The organism is Micromonospora sp. RTP1Z1, from assembly GCF_033804685.1.
Lineage (GTDB): Bacteria > Actinomycetota > Actinomycetes > Mycobacteriales > Micromonosporaceae > Micromonospora.
On the sequence record NZ_JAPFQV010000045.1, the window covers coordinates 38,169 to 53,959 of the forward strand.

The window sequence follows — 15,791 nt, forward strand, 5'->3', positions numbered from 1 at the left end:
ATCGGGTGGCCGGCCGCCCGGGTGGTGGTCCGGCGGCGCGCACGCGGCCGGACCACCCCGTCAGCACCTCATACCCGCCGGACGACCACCGTCACCCGCTCGCCCTCGCCGACCTCGCCGGCGAAGCCATCGACGCCGTCGATCCCGTCGGCGAAGTCGAGGGTATCGGCCAGCACCTCCCGGGCCACGAAGTCGGTGTACGCCGCCACCGCCGCCCGGACCTCCTCGGAGGCCGACAGCGACACCACGATCCGGTCGGAGACGTCCAGGTCGGCGTCCCGGCGGGCCTGCTGCACCACCCGGACCACGTCCCGGGCCAGACCCTCGGCGGCCAACTCCGGGGTGACCTCGGTGTCCAGCACGACCACACCCTCACCGCCGGGCAGCGGCGCGGAACGCTCGGCGTCGGCGGCGACCAGGCGCAGCTCGTACTCGCCCTCGTCGAGGGTGACCCCGGCGGCGACCGGGGCGCCGTCCACCAGCTCCCACTCCCCCGCCTTGACCGCCTTGATCACCTGCTGCACCGCCTTGCCGACCCGGGGACCGAGCGCCCGCGGCACCACGGTGAGCACCTGCTGGCAGTACGCGGACACCTCGTCGGTGAACACCACCGCCTTCACGTTGACCTCGTCGGCGACCAGGTCGGCGAAGGGCCGCAGCTGGGCCGCGACCGGGGAGGCCACGGTCAGCTTCGGCAGCGGCAACCGCACCCGCAGGCCCTTCGCCTTGCGCAGCGACAGCGCCGCCGAGGCGACCGCGCGGACGGCGTCCATCGCGGCGACCAGCTCGTGGTCGGCCGGGAACTCCTCGGCCGACGGCCAGTCGGTCAGGTGCACCGACCGCTCGCCGGTGAGGCCGCGCCAGATCTCCTCCGCGGTCAGCGGCGCCAGCGGCGCCACCACCCGGCAGAGCGTCTCCAGCACCGTCCAGAGGGTGTCGAACGCCTCGGCGTCGCCGGACCAGAACCGGTCCCGCGAGCGACGCACGTACCAGTTGGTCAGCGCGTCCAGGTAGGACCGGACGGTGGCGCAGGCGCCGGAGATGTCGTACGCGTCCATCTGCGCCTGGACCGCCGACACCAACTCGTTCGTCTTCGCCAGCACGTACCGGTCGAGCAGGTCGCCGGCGGCTCCGCCGCCGCCAGTCGGCTCAGCGTCCGTCTTCCGCTTGGCCTGGTACCCGTCGGCGTTGGCGTAGAGCGAGAAGAAGTACCAGACGTTCCACAGCGGCAGCAGCACCTGCCGGACCGCGTCCCGGATGCCCGACTCGGTGACCGCCATGTCCCCGCCGCGCAGCACCGGCGAGGACATCAGCATCCAGCGCATGGCGTCCGAGCCGTACCCGTCGAAGACGTGGTAGACGTCCGGATAGTTGCGCAGGCTCTTGGACATCTTGCGCCCGTCCGAGCCGAGCAGGATGCCGTGGCTGAGGCAGTTGCGGAACGCCGGCCGGTCGAACAGCGCGGTGGCCAGCACGTGCATGGTGTAGAACCAGCCGCGGGTCTGTCCGATGTACTCGACGATGAAGTCGCCCGGGTAGTGGTGCTCGAACCAGTCGCGGTTCTCGAACGGGTAGTGCACCTGGGCGAACGGCATCGAGCCGGACTCGAACCAGCAGTCCAGCACCTCCGGCACCCGGCGCATCATCGACTGCCCGGTGGGGTCGTCCGGGTTGGGGCGGACCAGGTCGTCCACCGCGGGCCGGTGCAGGTCGGTCAGGCGTACGCCGAAGTCCCGCTCGATGTCGGCCAGCGAGCCGTAGACGTCGAGGCGCGGGTAGTTCGGGTCGTCGGACTTCCACGCCGGGATCGGTGAGCCCCAGAACCGGTTGCGGCTGATCGACCAGTCGCGCGCGTTGGCCAGCCACTTGCCGAACGAGCCGTCCTTGATGTGTCCCGGGGTCCAGTTGATCTGCTGGTTCAGCTCGACCATCCGGTCCTTGAAGGACGTCACCGCGACGAACCAGGACGACACCGCCTTGTAGACCAGCGGGGTGTCGCAGCGCCAGCAGTGCGGGTACGAGTGGGTGTAGGTGTCCTGCCGCAGCACCACCCCCCGCTCCTTGAGCTCCCGGATCACCGGCTTGTTGACGTCGAAGACCTGCTCGCCCTGGTACGGCGGGACCAGCGCGGTGAACCGGGTGTGGTCGTCCACGGTGACGATGGTGGGGATGCCGGCGGCGTTGCAGACGTTCTGGTCGTCCTCGCCGAAGGCCGGAGCGAGGTGGACGATCCCGGTGCCGTCCTCGGTGGTGACGAAGTCCGCGCCGAGCACCTGGTACGCGTTCTCCCCGGCCTGCTCGACCAGGAAGTCGTAGAGCGGGGTGTAGCGGCGCCCGACCAGGTCCCGACCGGACACCGTGCCGACCTGCTCGTACCCCTCCAGCTCCCTGGCGTACGCGGCCAGCCGCGCCGCGCCGACGACGTACCGCTGGCCGTCGCGCTCCAGCACCGCGTACTCGATGTCCGGGCCGACGGCTAGCGCCAGGTTCGACGGCAGGGTCCACGGCGTGGTGGTCCAGACGCCGAGCTGCACCGGCCCGCGCACCAGCTCCGGCGCGCTCTCGTCGGGGGTCAACCCGAACCACACCGACAGGGTGGGGTCGTGCCGGTCCCGGTAGACGTCGTCCATCCGGGTCTCGGTGTTCGACAGCGGCGTCTCGCAGCGCCAGCAGTACGCCAGCACCCGGAAGCCCTCGTAGACCAGACCCTTGTCGTGCAGGGTCTTGAAGGCCCACATGACGCTTTCCATGTAGTCCAGGTCGAGGGTCTTGTAGTCGTTGGCGAAGTCGACCCAGCGGGCCTGCCGGGTGACGTACCGCTCCCAGTCCTGGGTGAACTCCAGCACGGAGGCGCGGCAGGCCTCGTTGAACCGGGCCACGCCCAGGTCGAGGATCTCCGCCTTGCTGGTGATCCCGAGCTGCTTCTCGGCGACCACCTCGGCGGGCAGGCCGTGGCAGTCCCAGCCGAAGCGCCGCTCGACGTGCCGGCCGCGCATGGTCTGGTAGCGCGGCACCACGTCCTTGACGTACCCGGTGAAGAGGTGGCCGTAGTGCGGCAGGCCGTTGGCGAACGGCGGGCCGTCGTAGAAGACGTACTCGTTCTTGCCGTCCGTCCCAGCGGGACGGGCCTCGACGGACGCCTCGAAGGTCTTGTCGGCCGTCCAGTGCTCCAGGACCCGGCGCTCGACCGCGGGCAGGTCCGGGCTCGCCGGGACACCGGCGGCGGTCGGGTCGTGCAACGGATAGGCCATCGGGGGTCGCTCTCCTCGCGCAGCTCACTCGTGTGTGGGTCTGCGAGGACGAGCTTCTCCGGGTACGCCGTGTCGGCGCCCCCGGGTGGCCCGCGGTACCACCCCGCTTGACGGTCAAGGTGCGACCGCCCGCTCGTTGGCCGGCTGTGACGGGCCGTCCCGTCCGGTTCTACTGGGCCGGTCACCCGGCTGTTCTTCCGGAGGCTCGCCGGTGATGGCCGGGTCATCGCCTATGTGCCGACAAGCCTACTCGATCGGGGACGGAGATCGCCCGCGAGTAATCTCGGCGGGTGATCCGGATCGAGTTGGACGAGCCGACGCTGGCCCGTACCCGGATCGCCACCAGCCCGCTCTGGGAGGCCAAGTGCAGCCTCTACCTGCTCGACCGGTACCCGGACGAGGCGCCCTGGCCGTACACCGGTTGGGCCCGGCACGCCCGTAGGGTGCTCGCCGAGCTGCCGGAGGCGGCCCCGGCCAGGCTCTACGCCGCCACCGGCCCCTGGTATCCGGACTTCCTCGGCCCGGTGCCGCCCACCGCGAGCCCCACCATCGAGGAGGAGCTGGCGGCGTTGCGCGCGATACCGGCCGAGGTGATCGCCGAGCAGATCCCCCGCTACCACCGCCCGGATGACCTGCCCGGCTGGCTCCAACCGTTCGTCACCGACCGGCAGGCGGCCCTGGACCGGCTCGCCGACGGCGTCCAGGCGTACTGGGACGCGGCGATTGCGCCCTGGTGGCCGGCGATGCGCGCCGCCCTGGACGAGGAGGTCCTGCACCGGGCCCGGGCGCTCGCCGCCGACGGCCCCGACGCGCTCCTGGCCGACCTGCACGAACGGGTGCGCTGGGAAAAGCCGGTGCTGACCCTGATCAAGCCGAGCGAACGGACCTTCGCCGCGGTCGACCAGCGGCTGCTGCTGATCCCGCTGATCTTCTCGCGCAGCGCGCTGACCCACTCCACCGACCATCCCGAGGTCATCGCGGTCTCGTACCAGGCCCGGGGGGCGGTCCTGCTGGCGGGCCGGCCGGCGCACGGCACCCCGCCGACGGCACCCGACCGGTTGGCCGTCCTCGTGGGGCGGGGCCGGGCCCAGGTGCTGCGGGCGCTCACCCGCCCGGCCACCACCGCCGGGCTCGCCGCCACCCTCGGGCTCGCCCCGAGCACCGTCTCCGAGCACCTCGCCGCGCTGCTCACGGCCGGGGTGGTGCACCGCCGGCGGGTCGGCCGGCGGGTGCTGTACGGCCTGGAGCCGGCCGGCCTGGCACTGGTCACCCTGATCGGCGCGGAGCCGGCGACCGTCTCCGCCTGAGGATTCGGCCAGCGCCGAATTCGTTTCCCCGCACCGCCCCGGGTCCCTAGATTCGCCGGCATGAGCGAGTACGCGATCGAGGCGGCCGGGCTGCGCCGCACCTACCGCAGCCGAACGGGATGGTTACGACCCCAGCGCCGGGAGGTGGAAGCGGTCCGCGGCGTCGACCTGACGGTGGGCAACGGGGAGCTGTTCGGCCTGCTCGGACCGAACGGCGCGGGCAAGACCACCACCATCAAGCTGCTGAACACGCTGCTGATCCCGACCGCCGGCACCGCCCGGATCTGTGGCCATGACGTGGTGGCCGAGACCCGGGAGGTACGCCGGCGGATCGGGTACGTCTTCGGCGGCGACCGGGGCCTCTACGACCGGCTCTCCGCCCGGGACAACCTGCGCTACTTCGCCGAGCTGTACGGCGTGCCGGGACGGGAGCAGAAGCGGCGGATCGCCGAGCTGCTGGAGCTGGTCCGCCTGACCGGCCGGGAGGACGAACGGGTGGAGGGCTACTCCCGGGGCATGCGGCAGCGGCTGCACATCGCCCGGGGCCTGCTGCACCGCCCGCAGGTGCTCTTCCTCGACGAGCCGTCGATCGGGGTGGACCCGGTGGCCGCCCGGGAGCTGCGGCAGACCGTCGCCGAGCTGGCCGCCACCGGCACCACCGTGCTGCTGACCACGCACTACATGACCGAGGCGGACGAGCTCTGCGGCCGGATCGCGGTGATCGCGAACGGCACCATCCAGGCCCTCGGCACCCCGGCCGAGCTGCGGCACCACGCCGACGGCCGGCAGGTGCTGGAGGTCGAGGCGTACGGGTTCACCGACGCTCAGCTCGCCACGATCCACGCCCTGCCCGGGGTTCGCGAGGCGAGCGTGACCGTCACCGGCGCGGCGCAGACGCTGACCGTGCAGTCCGACGCGGGGGTGGACGTGCAGGCCGACGTGCTGCGCGAGCTGGACGGGGTCCGGCTGGGGCGGGTCACCGCCCGACAGCCGACCCTGGAGGACGCGTACGTGGCGATCGTGAACCGGGTCGCCGCGCAGGCCCGTCCGGTCGAGGCGGTGGCCGCGTGAGGACGCTGCGGATGATCGCGGTCGGCGCGCTGCTGCACGCCAAGCAGCTCAGCCGGTCCCCGTTCGAGATCGCCACCGCGCTGATCGTGCCGGTGGTGCAGGCGACCCTGGCGGTCTACCTGTTCCGGGCCGGCGGCGACCCGGACCGGCTGCTGGAGGCGGCGGTCGGCGCGGGCCTGATGGGGGTCTGGTCGTCGGTGCTCTTCGGCTCCGGCGGTGCGATCCAGGGGCAGCGCTGGCAGGGTACCCTGGAGATGATCATGCTGGCGCCCCGCCCGCCGGCGCTGGTGATCCTGCCGATCACCCTGGCCACCGCGCTGACCGGCACGTACGCCATGCTCGCCACCCTGGTCTGGGGCCGGGTGCTCTACGGCATCCCGCTGGAGTTCGCGCACCCCCTGCTCTTCCTGGTGGCCGTCCCCGGCTGCGTGCTCGGCCTGGGCATGTTCGGCCTGCTGCTGGCCTCCACGTTCGTGCTGATGCGCAACGCCAACGCGCTCACCAACACGCTGGAGTACCCGATCTGGCTGGTCTCCGGGATGCTGGTGCCGCTCACCGTGCTGCCCAGCTGGACTGCACCGGTCGCCGCCGCGCTGCCCACCACCTGGGGTGCCCGGGCGGTCCGCGAGGCGGCCACCGGCGGCCCGGTCTGGCCCTCGCTCGGCATCTGCCTGGCGATCAGCCTGGCCTGCCTGGCCGCGGGCGCCCTGATGATGACCCACGTCGAGCGACGGGCCCGCGCCGCGGCGACCCTCGCCCTGGCCTGAGGAGACGACGATGACGGCACTCTTCCGGCTGATCGGCGTGGGCGGCGTGATCGCCTACCGGGCCCTGTTCAACTGGACCACCCCGGCGATGTTCATCGGCTCGCTGCTGGTCGGCCCGATCTTCCAACTGCTCTTCTTCGCCTATCTGGGCCGGCAGCTCGGCGTCGCCGACGACCGGTTCTACATCGTCGGCAACGCGGTGCTCGCCGCCTCGCTCTCCTGCGTCTTCGGCGGGACGATGGCGGTGGCGAACGAGCGGCGCTTCGGCACCCTCGGCCACGTGCTGCTCTCGCCGCGCAGCCGCACCGCCGTCTTCCTCGGCCGGGCCCTCCCGTACGCCGGCAACGGCCTGCTGATCGCGGTGAGCACGCTCACCGTCGGCTCGCTCCTGCTGGGCCTGCGGATGCCCGTCGACGCCCTGCCCGGTCTGCTGCTGACCCTGGCGACGGGCTCGCTGGCCTGCGGCTTCTTCGGCCTCACCCTGGGCGCGCTCGGGCTGCGGTTCCGCGACGTCTGGGTGGTCTCGAACGTCTCGGTGGCGCTGCTGCTCCTGCTCACCGGGGTGAACGTCCCGGCCGCCGGGCTACCGGCCTGGATGCGCGCGGTCGGCGAGGTACTGCCGATCACCCACGCGGCCGAGGCGGCCCGCCGGCTGGTGGCCGGCGAGGGCTTCGCGGCGGCCGCACCGGCGCTCGCCGCCGAACTCGCCGTCGGCGTCGGGTACGCGGTGCTGGCCGCCGTGCTGCTGAAGGTCTTCGAGGCCGAAAGCCGCCGCCGCGCCTCCCTCGACACCCTCTGACCCGGAGCATGACCACCGTCACAGCCCGGTGTCGTCACACCGCCGGTGCCGCCTCCCGTCGTACGGGTGTTGTCGTTCGACGAGGGAGGCCAGGATGAGTCGGATCAACATGGCGGCGGTGGCGCCGGAGGCGTACCGGGCGGTGCTCGGGCTGGAGAAGTACGTTCAGGCGAACGTCGACCACACGGTGCTGGAGCTGGTGAAGCTGCGGGCGTCGATGCTCAACGGCTGCGCCTTCTGCGTGGACATGCACAGCCGGGACGCGCTCGCCGCGGGCGAGTCGAGCCGGCGGCTCTTCGCGGTCGCCGCCTGGCGGGAGGCGCCCTTCTTCGACGAGCGGGAGCGGGCCGCGCTGGCGCTGACCGACGCGGTCACCCGGCTCGGTGAGCACGGCGTGCCGGACGAGGTGTGGGAGGCCGCCGCCAAGGTGTGGTCGGAGAAGGAGCTCGCCGACCTGGTCGTCGCGATCGCCACAATCAACGTGTGGAACCGGATCGCGGTGACCAGCCGGGCCGAACCGCCGACCGAGGAGTGACCGGCACCGCGGCGGCGCAGGCGGCCGGTGCGCTGCAGGCGCACCGGCCGATGCTGCTCGGGCTGGCGTACCGGCTCCTGGGCAGCCTGCACGACGCGGAGGACGTGCTCCAGGAGGCGTACCTGCGCTGGCTCGACGTCGACCGGGAGTCGGTCACCGAGCCGCGCCGGTACCTGTCCCGGGTGGTGACCCGGCTGGCGCTGGACCGGCTGCGGGCCCGGCAGGCAGCCCGGGAGACGTACGTCGGGCCGTGGCTGCCCGAGCCGGTGCCGACCGGCCCGGCGGAGCCGTTCGGGCCGCTGGACAGCGCCGAGCTGCGGGACTCCGTGTCGGTCGCGCTGCTGCACCTGCTGGAACGGCTCACCCCGCCGGAGCGCGCGGTCTACGTGCTGCACACCGCGTTCGACCTGCCGTACGCGGAGATCGGCGACATCCTGGACCGTTCGGCGGCCGACTGCCGGCAGCTGCACCACCGGGCGGTCGCCCGGATCGCCGACGGCCGGCGGCGCTTCACCGCCGGCCCGGCTGAGCAGCGCAGGCTGCTGGACGCCTTCCTGGCCGCCGCCCGCGACGGCGACCTGGCCCGGCTGACCGAGATGGTGGCATCCGACGCGGTCTCCTGGAACGACGGGGGCGGCGCCGTCCGTGCGGCCCGCAACCCGGTGCGCGGCCCGGACCGGATCGCCCGCTTCTTCGCCGGCGTCTACGGCCGGCCCCGCAGTATCGAGGCGGTGCCCACCGAGCTGAACGGCGGGCCGGCGCTGGTGCTCCGCTGGCCGGACGGGACCCGCTACACGCTGGCCATCGCGGCCGCCGACGGCCGGATCACCGACCTCTACCTGGTCGGCAACCCGGCGAAGCTGTCCCGGCTGCCCGGCTGAGCACACGAACGGCCCCGACCCCGGTCCGGGGTCGAGGCCGTCGGTGGCTCAGCCCAGCTCGGGGAACCAGAGGGTGATCTCGCGCTTGGCGCTGTCGGTCGAGTCGGAGGCGTGCACCAGGTTCTCCCGGTTGGACAGGGAGAGGTCGCCCCGGATGGTGCCGGCGGCGGCCTTGCGGCCGTCGGTGCTGCCGATCATGCCCCGCACCACCTCGATCACCTGGTCGCCGGAGAGCACCAGGGCGACCAGCGGGCCACCGGTCATGAAGGCCTTCAGCGGCGGGTAGAACGGCTTGTCGACGTGCTCGGCGTAGTGCTGGTCGGCGAAGTCGCCGTCCATCGTCCGCGCCACCATCGCGTCGATCCGCAGGCCCTTGCGCTCGAAGCGGGACACGATCTCGCCCACCAGGCCACGGCGGACCGCGTCGGGCTTGATCAGTACGAGCGTGCGCTCATCCGGGCTGCTGCTGGACACGCTGAATTCCTCCTGTGCGCGGAAGCGGGTCGGGCTGGGTACGGTCAGCCTAGCGACCCGGTCCCGGCGCCGGCGCGGCGGCGCTCTTCCCCTCGGTCGCCGATCCGGCCTAGCCTGGCCTAGACCCCTGGGAGGTCCACTGTGGCGAACGGCGGGAACCGACCCATCGCGCCGGTACGCAAGCTGATCGCCGCGGTGCTCGGCACCGTGGCGACCTTCGTCGTGCTGTTCGGGCTGGGCATGACCAGCTGGGCGATCGTGGCCCTCGGCGTCGCGCTGCTGGTGCTGGCGATCGCCCTGGCCACGGTACGCGGGGGCGGGCGCACCTGGGTGGTCGGCGTCGGGCACGTGCACAGCGCCTCCGAGCCCCCCACGCAGTACGCCTTCGGCCGCTGCGAGCTCCAGCTGGTGATCGACGCCCCCGGGCTGCCGCCCCGGTCCAAGAAGATCATCGAGCCCCGGGTGCCGGTCGCCAAGTGGCCGTCGCTGGGTCAGCCGCTGCCGATCCGGGTCGCCCTAGACGACCAGCGGCACGTCCGCGTCCTCTGGGACGAGGTGCCCACCCACGCCGAGACGGCCGCCGCGACGGCGGACCTCCCGCCGGAGTACGCGGGCCCCGACCCCGTCGACGAGATGCTGATCGCGCAGGAGGCGCCGCCGTGGGCCGACCGCGCCGACGACGACTTCCGCGACGACTTCCCGGCTGCCCCGGAGCTCCTCGACGACGTGACCGTGCTGCAGGAGGAGCGCGAGCCGGTGGTGGTGCACCAGAGCCCCGGCGGCCCGGTCGTGCTGGAGGGCCAGCTCGTCGAGCCGATGACGGCGAGCACGTTGCCCCGCCGGGCTCCGACGCCGCGTCCCCCCGCCGAGGAGCGGTTCTTCGACACCGTGCCGGTCGACCCGATCGACGTGCCGCTGGACGAGCCGACGTCGGAGGCGCCGCCCACCGCGGCGGAACTGGACGATGCCATCTTCGGCGACGAGGGCGCCGACGTGGCCGCCCCGATCAGCGGCGTCGGCATCACCCTGCTGGTCACCGATCTGTCCCGGTCGCTGGAGTTCTACCGGGGCCTCGGCTTCGACGAGGTGGACCGGGGTTCCGGCAACGCCGTCCTCGCCTCCGGCGGCACCCGGCTCGTGCTGCGTGAGGTCACCGGGGCGGCCCCGATCAGCCGGCGGCTGGTCCACCTCAACCTCGAGGTCGACGACATCCAGGCCGCGTACGAGCGGCTGCGCGGCTCCGGTGTCCGCTTCACGTACGCCCCACGGGTGGTCAACCGGGGCGCGAAGCTGGAGGTGTGGGCGGCGGCGTTCCGCGACCCGGACGGCCACGGCATCTCCCTCACCCAGTGGCGCACCCTCGCCGACGCCTGACCATCCAGGGGGCCGGGTGCCGTCGGGCGCCCGGCCGGACGGCTCAGCCGAGGATGACCCGGCGGACGTGCAGGGCGTAGGCCCACACCAGGGCGAAGATCACGCCGAGCGCCAGCAGCGACCAGTGCAGCAGGCCCGAGAGCATCAGCAGGCCCTGCAGTACGGTGCCCGCGGTCCAGGCCCACGGCCGTCCCATCCGGCCGGCGAGCACCACGCAGGCCACGGCCAGCGCCACGATCGCCGTGATGGCGGCGCCGCCGAGGTCCCCGCCGACCACCCGGATCGGCTGGATGGCCAGCAGCAGCACCAGCGCCTCCAGGGCCAGCGTGCCAGCGCCGAGCCCGCGTACCGCCTTCTCCGGATTGCGCAGGCCGGACCGCCGCTCCCCGGGCCCGGGCCCGCCGGTCGCCGGGCCGGTCATCGCTTCAACAGCCGGCGGGCGTCGGCCACGGTCACCATCGACCCGGTGATCAGCACGCCGACCCCGGACAGCTCGCCGGGCACGTTGGACTCGGCCTCGGCGATGGCCAGCTCGATGGCGTCCGGCATCTCCTCGGCGACCTGCACCCGATCCGGTCCGAAGAATTCCTGGGCCAGCTCGGCCAGCTCGTCGATCGGCATTGCCCGTGGTGAGCTGTTGCCGGTGACCACCAGCGAGTCGAGCACCGGTTCCAGCAGCTCCAGCAGGCCGGCGGCGTCCTTGTCGCCGAGCACGGCGAGCACGCCGACCAGCTTGCTGAACGCGAACTCCTCCTGCAGTGCGGTGACCGTCGCGGCCATCCCGTGCGGATTGTGCGCGCCGTCGAGCAGGACCGTCGGGGCGGTACGCACCTTCTCGAGGCGACCGGGGGAGCTGGTCCCCACGAAGCCCTCCCGGACGGTCTCGATGTCGAGCTGCCGCCGGGCGCCGGCCCCAAGGAAGGCCTCGACGGCGGCGAGCGCCACGGCGGCGTTCTGTGCCTGATGGGCGCCGTGCAGCGGGATGAACACCTCGTCGTACACGCCGCCGAGGCCCTGGATGCTGAGCACCTGGCCGCCGACCGCGACCGCCCGGCCGAGGACGCCGAACTCGGCGCCCTCCCGGGCGAGGGTGGCGCCCACCTCGGCGCAGCGCTCCAGGATCGGCCGAGCGGCCTCCTCCTCCTGAGCGGCGCAGATGACGGTCGCGCCGGAGTGGATGATGCCGGCCTTGTGCAGCGCGATGTCCTCGATGGTGTCGCCGAGCCACTCGGTGTGGTCCAGTGCGATCGGCGTGATCACGGCCACCCCGGCCTGGATCACGTTGGTGGCGTCCTCGGCGCCGCCGAGCCCGACCTCGACCACCGCGACGTCGACCGGCGCGTCGGCGAACGTGGCGAAGGCCAGCGCGGTGGTCATGTCGAAGTAGGTCAGCGGCTCCGCGGAGCGCTGGTCGACCAGCTCGGCCAGCGGCACCACCTCGCGGTACGTCGCGACGAAGCGCTCCTCGCTGACCGGCTCCCCGTCCAGGCTGATCCGTTCCCGCACCGTCTCCAGGTGCGGGCTGGTGTACCGCCCGGTGTGCAGCCCGTGGGCCCGCAGCAGCGAGTCGATCATCCGGGCGGTCGAGGTCTTGCCGTTGGTCCCGGTCAGGTGGATCGACGGGTATGCCCGCTGCGGACTGCCGAGCAGGTCGAGCAGCATCTCGATGCGATCCAGCTCGAAGTGCATGCGGGTGAAGCCACGGGCGGCCAGGGCGGCGTCGACGGCGGCGAATTCGGTGCGGTCGGTCACGAGGGCAGCGCCTCCAGGGCAGCGTTGATCCGGATCAGGTCGGCCTCGGCGACGGCGAGCCGTTCGCGGATCTTCGCCACCACCGGCTCCGGGGCCTTCCCGACGAACGCCGGGTTGTCGAGCTTCGACCGCGCCTGCGCGGCCTCCTTCTCAGCGGCCGCCCGGTCCTTGGTGAGCCGGGCCCGCTCGGCGGCCACGTCGATCGAGCCACGCGTGTCCAGCGCGACGCTGACCTCCCCCGGCATGGCGAGCGTGGCGCTGGACTGGAAGTCCTCGGCGGGCGCGTCGAGCCGGACCAGCGAGCGGATCAGCGGCTCGTGCACGGCGATGCCCGCCGGCGCGAGGCCGTCCAGGCGGGCCGCGACCCGCTGCGTCGGCCGCAACCCCTGGTCCGAGCGGAACCGGCGGATCTCGGTCACCACCCGCTGCAGGGTGCCGACCTCCCCCTCCGCGGCGTCGTCGACCAGCGTACGGTCGGCGACCGGCCAGGCGGCCGTCAGCACGGTCTCGCCGCCGGTCAGCCCGGTCCACAGTTCGTCGGTGACGAACGGGATCACCGGGTGCAGCAGCCGCAGCAACTGGTCCAGCACGTGTCCGAGCACCCGCCGGGTGGCGTCCGCCGCCGGGCCGCCCTCGGCGAGCACCGGCTTGCTCAGCTCCACGTACCAGTCGCAGACGTCGTCCCAGGCGAAGTGGTACAGCAGGTCGCAGACCTTCGCGAACTCGTACGCCTCGAACTGCTCGTCCACCTCGGCGGTGACGTGCGCGAGCCGGGACAGGATCCAGCGGTCGACGGTCGACAGGTCAGCCGCGGCGGGCAGCGCGCCGTCGGTGTGCGCGCCGTTCAGCAGCGCGAACCGGGTGGCGTTCCAGAGCTTGTTGCAGAAGTTCCGGGAGCCCTGGCACCACTCCTCGCTGACCGGCACGTCCTGCCCGGGGTTGGCGCCGCGGGCCAGGGTGAACCGGGTGGCGTCGGCGCCGAACCGGTCGATCCAGTCCAGCGGGTCCACCACGTTGCCGAACGACTTGGACATCTTCTTGCCGTGCTCGTCGCGGACCATGCCGTGCAGGGCGACCACGTCGAACGGCCGCCGGCCGTCCATCGCGTAGAGGCCGAACATCATCATCCGGGCGACCCAGAAGAAGAGGATGTCGTAGCCGGTGACCAGCACGCTGGTCGGGTAGAACTTGGCCAGGTCCGGGGTCTGCTCCGGCCAGCCGAGGGTGGAGAACGGCCACAGGCCGCTGGAGAACCAGGTGTCGAGGACGTCCTCGTCCTGGTGCCAGCCCTGACCGTCACCGGAGCTGCTCGGCGGTTCCTCATCTGGACCGACGCAGACGATCTCGCCGTCCGGGCCGTACCAGACCGGGATGCGGTGGCCCCACCAGAGCTGCCGGGAGATGCACCAGTCGTGCATGTTGTCGACCCAGGCGAAGTACCGCTTGGCCAGCTCGGCCGGCTCGATCCGGACCCGACCGTCGCGGACCGCGTCACCGGCCGCCTTGGCCAGCGGCGCGGTGTTGACGAACCACTGCAGCGACAGCCGCGGCTCGACGGTGGTCTTGCAGCGGGAGCAGTGCCCCACCGCGTGCACGTACGGCCGCTTCTCGGCCACGATCCGACCCTGCTCGCGGAGCGCGGCGACGATCGCCGGGCGGGCCTCGTAGCGGTCCAGCCCCTCGAACGGCCCCGGCGCCGTGATGATGCCGCGCTCGTCCATGATCGTCAGTGCCGGCAGGTCGTGCCGCTGGCCGATCTCGAAGTCGTTCGGGTCGTGCGCCGGGGTCACCTTCACCATGCCGGTGCCGAACGCCGGGTCGACGTGCTCGTCGGCGACGATCGGGATCCGGCGGTCGGTGAGCGGCACGGCAACCTCGGTGCCGATGAGGTGCCGGTACCGCTCGTCGTCGGGGTGCACCGCGACCGCGGTGTCGCCGAGCATCGTCTCCACCCGGGTGGTGGCCACCACGACGTCGTCGCTGTAGCGGATGGAGATGAGCTCGCCGTCGTCGTCGGTGTGCTCCACCTCGATGTCGGACAGGGCGGTGAGGCAGCGCGGGCACCAGTTGATGATCCGGTTGGCCCGGTAGATGAGCCCGTCGTCGAAGAGCTTCTTGAACATGGTCTGCACGGCCCGGGACAGGCCCTCGTCCATGGTGAAGCGCTCGCGGTCCCAGTCCACGGCGTCGCCGAGCCGACGCATCTGGCCGAGGATCGCGCCGCCGGACTCGGCCTTCCACTGCCAGACCCGCTCGACGAACTTCTCCCGGCCGAGGTCGTGCCGGGACAGGCCCTGGGTGGCGAGCTGCCGCTCTACCAGGTTCTGGGTGGCGATGCCCGCGTGGTCCATGCCGGGCAGCCAGAGCGCCTCGAAGCCCTGCATCTTCTTCCGCCGGATGAGGGCGTCCATCAGGGTGTGCTCGAACGCGTGGCCCATGTGCAGCGAGCCGGTGACGTTCGGCGGCGGGATGACAATGGTGAAGGGGGGCTTGTCGCTCTCCGCCGACGCCCGGAAGTGGCCGGCGGCTACCCACTGCTCGTACCGTCGCTGCTCTACCTCGCCGGGCTGGTACTGGCCGGCAAGGGTCGGGGCGTCGGGGCGTCGGGCATCCAGTCTCTCGGTCACCCTGAGAGTCTACGGAGCCGTTCGGCGGACCCGACGTGCGCCACCTGTAGTTCGCGTACGGTGGCGGACATGTCCGACGCACATCTCACCGAGCGTCCGCTCGGCGACGGGCCCGAGCCGGTCGACCTGACCGACGAGCCGATCCAGCTGAGCCGCCGCGACCCGGAGAACGACCCCGAGCGGGGTCGTACCCCCTCCCGCCGCCAGCGGATGGTGCTGACCGTCGCGCTGGTCGCCGGTCTGGCGGGGATCGGGGCGCTCGGCGCCGGCGGCTGGCGGGTGCTGCAACAGAAGGACACCAACCTGGCCACCCCGGTACAGCTGGCCGGCCTGACCCGCGACGACAGCGAGCGGGCGCGCAGCACCGCGGACTACCTGCGGAGCGGCTTCGCCGCCGACATCGACCTGGACCGGAGCTTCGGCACGGTCTACAGCGATCCGGCGGACGCGAAGCGGGCCGTGCTCGTCTTCGGCGGCACCACCCTGCTCTGGCAGCCCGAGCGGGATCTGAACAGCCTCTTCGGCATGATGACCGACGCGACCGGCAAGGTCACCGGGCTGCGGGAAGTGGACGCCGGCCGGCTGGGCGGCGTGATGAAGTGCGGCATGACCAGCGGCGACGGCGGCGACTTCGCCGTGTGCGGGTGGGCCGACCACGGCAGCGTGGTGATGGCGATGTTCCCGGGGCGTTCCGTCGACGAGTCCGCCGGCCTGTTCCGCCGGCTCCGGGAGGGCATCCAGACCCGCTGATCACCCCCGGGGCACGTCGGCGGCCTGGCCGCGGCGTGCCCCTCTTCCTCCGCGCGACCGCCTGACGCAATGGCCCGGAAACGCAGATGAGGCCACCCCGAAGGGTGACCTCATCTGGAAAGATTGTCCGGCGGTGTCCTACTCTCCCACACCCTCCCGAGTGCAGTACCATCGGCGCTGGAGGGCTTAGCTTCCGGGTTCGG

Annotated in this window: 13 protein-coding genes; 8 read left to right on the forward strand and 5 right to left on the reverse strand. The window is 72.5% G+C overall.

The genetic code is table 11. The features are described from left to right. Positions 1-68: 68 nt before the first annotated feature. Positions 69-3,251, reverse strand: coding sequence for an isoleucine--tRNA ligase (ileS, locus tag SLP03_RS21485; protein WP_319462416.1), 3,183 nt, complete (start codon positions 3,249-3,251; stop codon positions 69-71). 290 nt (positions 3,252-3,541) lie between these two features. Between ileS and SLP03_RS21490 the strand changes: the two genes are divergently transcribed. From SLP03_RS21490 to sigJ, 6 genes are all read left to right on the forward strand, one after another. Further along, the gene (locus SLP03_RS21490) at positions 3,542-4,558 is read left to right on the forward strand and encodes an ArsR family transcriptional regulator (protein WP_319462417.1); all 1,017 of its coding nucleotides are present in this window, start codon (positions 3,542-3,544) and stop codon (positions 4,556-4,558) included. Between the two features lie 60 nt (positions 4,559-4,618). Continuing rightward, complete coding sequence (locus SLP03_RS21495) at positions 4,619-5,629, forward strand: ABC transporter ATP-binding protein (RefSeq protein ID WP_319462418.1); 1,011 nt, start codon at positions 4,619-4,621, stop codon at positions 5,627-5,629. After that, positions 5,626-6,396: an ABC transporter permease gene (locus SLP03_RS21500; RefSeq protein WP_319462419.1), complete on the forward strand. Its 771-nt coding sequence runs from the start codon at positions 5,626-5,628 to the stop codon at positions 6,394-6,396. The genes SLP03_RS21495 and SLP03_RS21500 overlap by 4 nt, the downstream gene beginning before the upstream one ends. 10 nt (positions 6,397-6,406) lie before the next feature. Continuing rightward, a complete protein-coding gene (locus SLP03_RS21505) occupies positions 6,407-7,195 on the forward strand; it encodes an ABC transporter permease (RefSeq protein WP_319462420.1) in 789 nt (262 codons plus the stop codon). A 94-nt stretch (positions 7,196-7,289) separates the two neighbouring features. Further along, a complete protein-coding gene (locus SLP03_RS21510) occupies positions 7,290-7,730 on the forward strand; it encodes a carboxymuconolactone decarboxylase family protein (protein ID WP_319462421.1) in 441 nt (146 codons plus the stop codon). Further along, positions 7,679-8,611 carry an RNA polymerase sigma factor SigJ gene (gene sigJ / locus SLP03_RS21515; RefSeq protein ID WP_319462422.1) on the forward strand — a complete coding sequence of 311 codons (933 nt, stop codon included), beginning with the start codon at positions 7,679-7,681 and terminating at the stop codon, positions 8,609-8,611. Before SLP03_RS21510 ends, sigJ begins: the two co-directional genes overlap by 52 nt. Before the next feature lie 48 nt (positions 8,612-8,659). Here the strand turns inward: sigJ and ndk are convergent, their stop codons facing one another. Further along, positions 8,660-9,085, reverse strand: coding sequence for a nucleoside-diphosphate kinase (ndk, locus tag SLP03_RS21520; protein ID WP_319462423.1), 426 nt, complete (start codon positions 9,083-9,085; stop codon positions 8,660-8,662). A 141-nt stretch (positions 9,086-9,226) separates the two neighbouring features. On the opposite strand from ndk, the gene SLP03_RS21525 reads away from it, so the two are divergent. Next, entirely contained in the window at positions 9,227-10,459 is a 1,233-nt protein-coding gene (locus SLP03_RS21525; protein ID WP_319462424.1) for a VOC family protein, read from the forward strand. A 43-nt stretch (positions 10,460-10,502) separates the two neighbouring features. Here the strand turns inward: SLP03_RS21525 and SLP03_RS21530 are convergent, their stop codons facing one another. From SLP03_RS21530 to SLP03_RS21540, 3 genes are read right to left on the reverse strand one after another with little or no spacing between them, the layout of a single operon-like run. After that, the gene (locus SLP03_RS21530) at positions 10,503-10,880 is read right to left on the reverse strand and encodes a DUF4233 domain-containing protein (RefSeq protein ID WP_319462425.1); all 378 of its coding nucleotides are present in this window, start codon (positions 10,878-10,880) and stop codon (positions 10,503-10,505) included. Continuing rightward, positions 10,877-12,211 carry a folylpolyglutamate synthase/dihydrofolate synthase family protein gene (locus tag SLP03_RS21535; protein WP_319462426.1) on the reverse strand — a complete coding sequence of 445 codons (1,335 nt, stop codon included), beginning with the start codon at positions 12,209-12,211 and terminating at the stop codon, positions 10,877-10,879. The genes SLP03_RS21530 and SLP03_RS21535 overlap by 4 nt, the downstream gene beginning before the upstream one ends. Next, positions 12,208-14,838 carry a valine--tRNA ligase gene (locus SLP03_RS21540; RefSeq protein ID WP_319462427.1) on the reverse strand — a complete coding sequence of 877 codons (2,631 nt, stop codon included), beginning with the start codon at positions 14,836-14,838 and terminating at the stop codon, positions 12,208-12,210. The genes SLP03_RS21535 and SLP03_RS21540 overlap by 4 nt, the downstream gene beginning before the upstream one ends. Before the next feature lie 69 nt (positions 14,839-14,907). Here SLP03_RS21540 and SLP03_RS21545 point away from each other — a divergent pair, with 69 nt between their 5' ends. Continuing rightward, positions 14,908-15,588 (forward strand): hypothetical protein, encoded by a 681-nt coding sequence (locus SLP03_RS21545; protein WP_319462428.1) that lies wholly within the window; start codon positions 14,908-14,910, stop codon positions 15,586-15,588. Positions 15,589-15,791: the final 203 nt, after the last annotated feature.

What these genes read in the sequence shown, in the direction of transcription:
- ileS (WP_319462416.1), bottom strand. Translation starts at nt 3,251, where the DNA reads ATGGCCTATCCGTTGCACGACCCGACCGCCGCCGGTGTCCCGGCGAGC.
- SLP03_RS21495 (WP_319462418.1), top strand. Translation starts at nt 4,619, where the DNA reads ATGAGCGAGTACGCGATCGAGGCGGCCGGGCTGCGCCGCACCTACCGC.
- SLP03_RS21505 (WP_319462420.1), top strand. Translation starts at nt 6,407, where the DNA reads ATGACGGCACTCTTCCGGCTGATCGGCGTGGGCGGCGTGATCGCCTAC.
- SLP03_RS21510 (WP_319462421.1), top strand. Translation starts at nt 7,290, where the DNA reads ATGAGTCGGATCAACATGGCGGCGGTGGCGCCGGAGGCGTACCGGGCG.
- SLP03_RS21530 (WP_319462425.1), bottom strand. Translation starts at nt 10,880, where the DNA reads ATGACCGGCCCGGCGACCGGCGGGCCCGGGCCCGGGGAGCGGCGGTCC.
- SLP03_RS21545 (WP_319462428.1), top strand. Translation starts at nt 14,908, where the DNA reads ATGTCCGACGCACATCTCACCGAGCGTCCGCTCGGCGACGGGCCCGAG.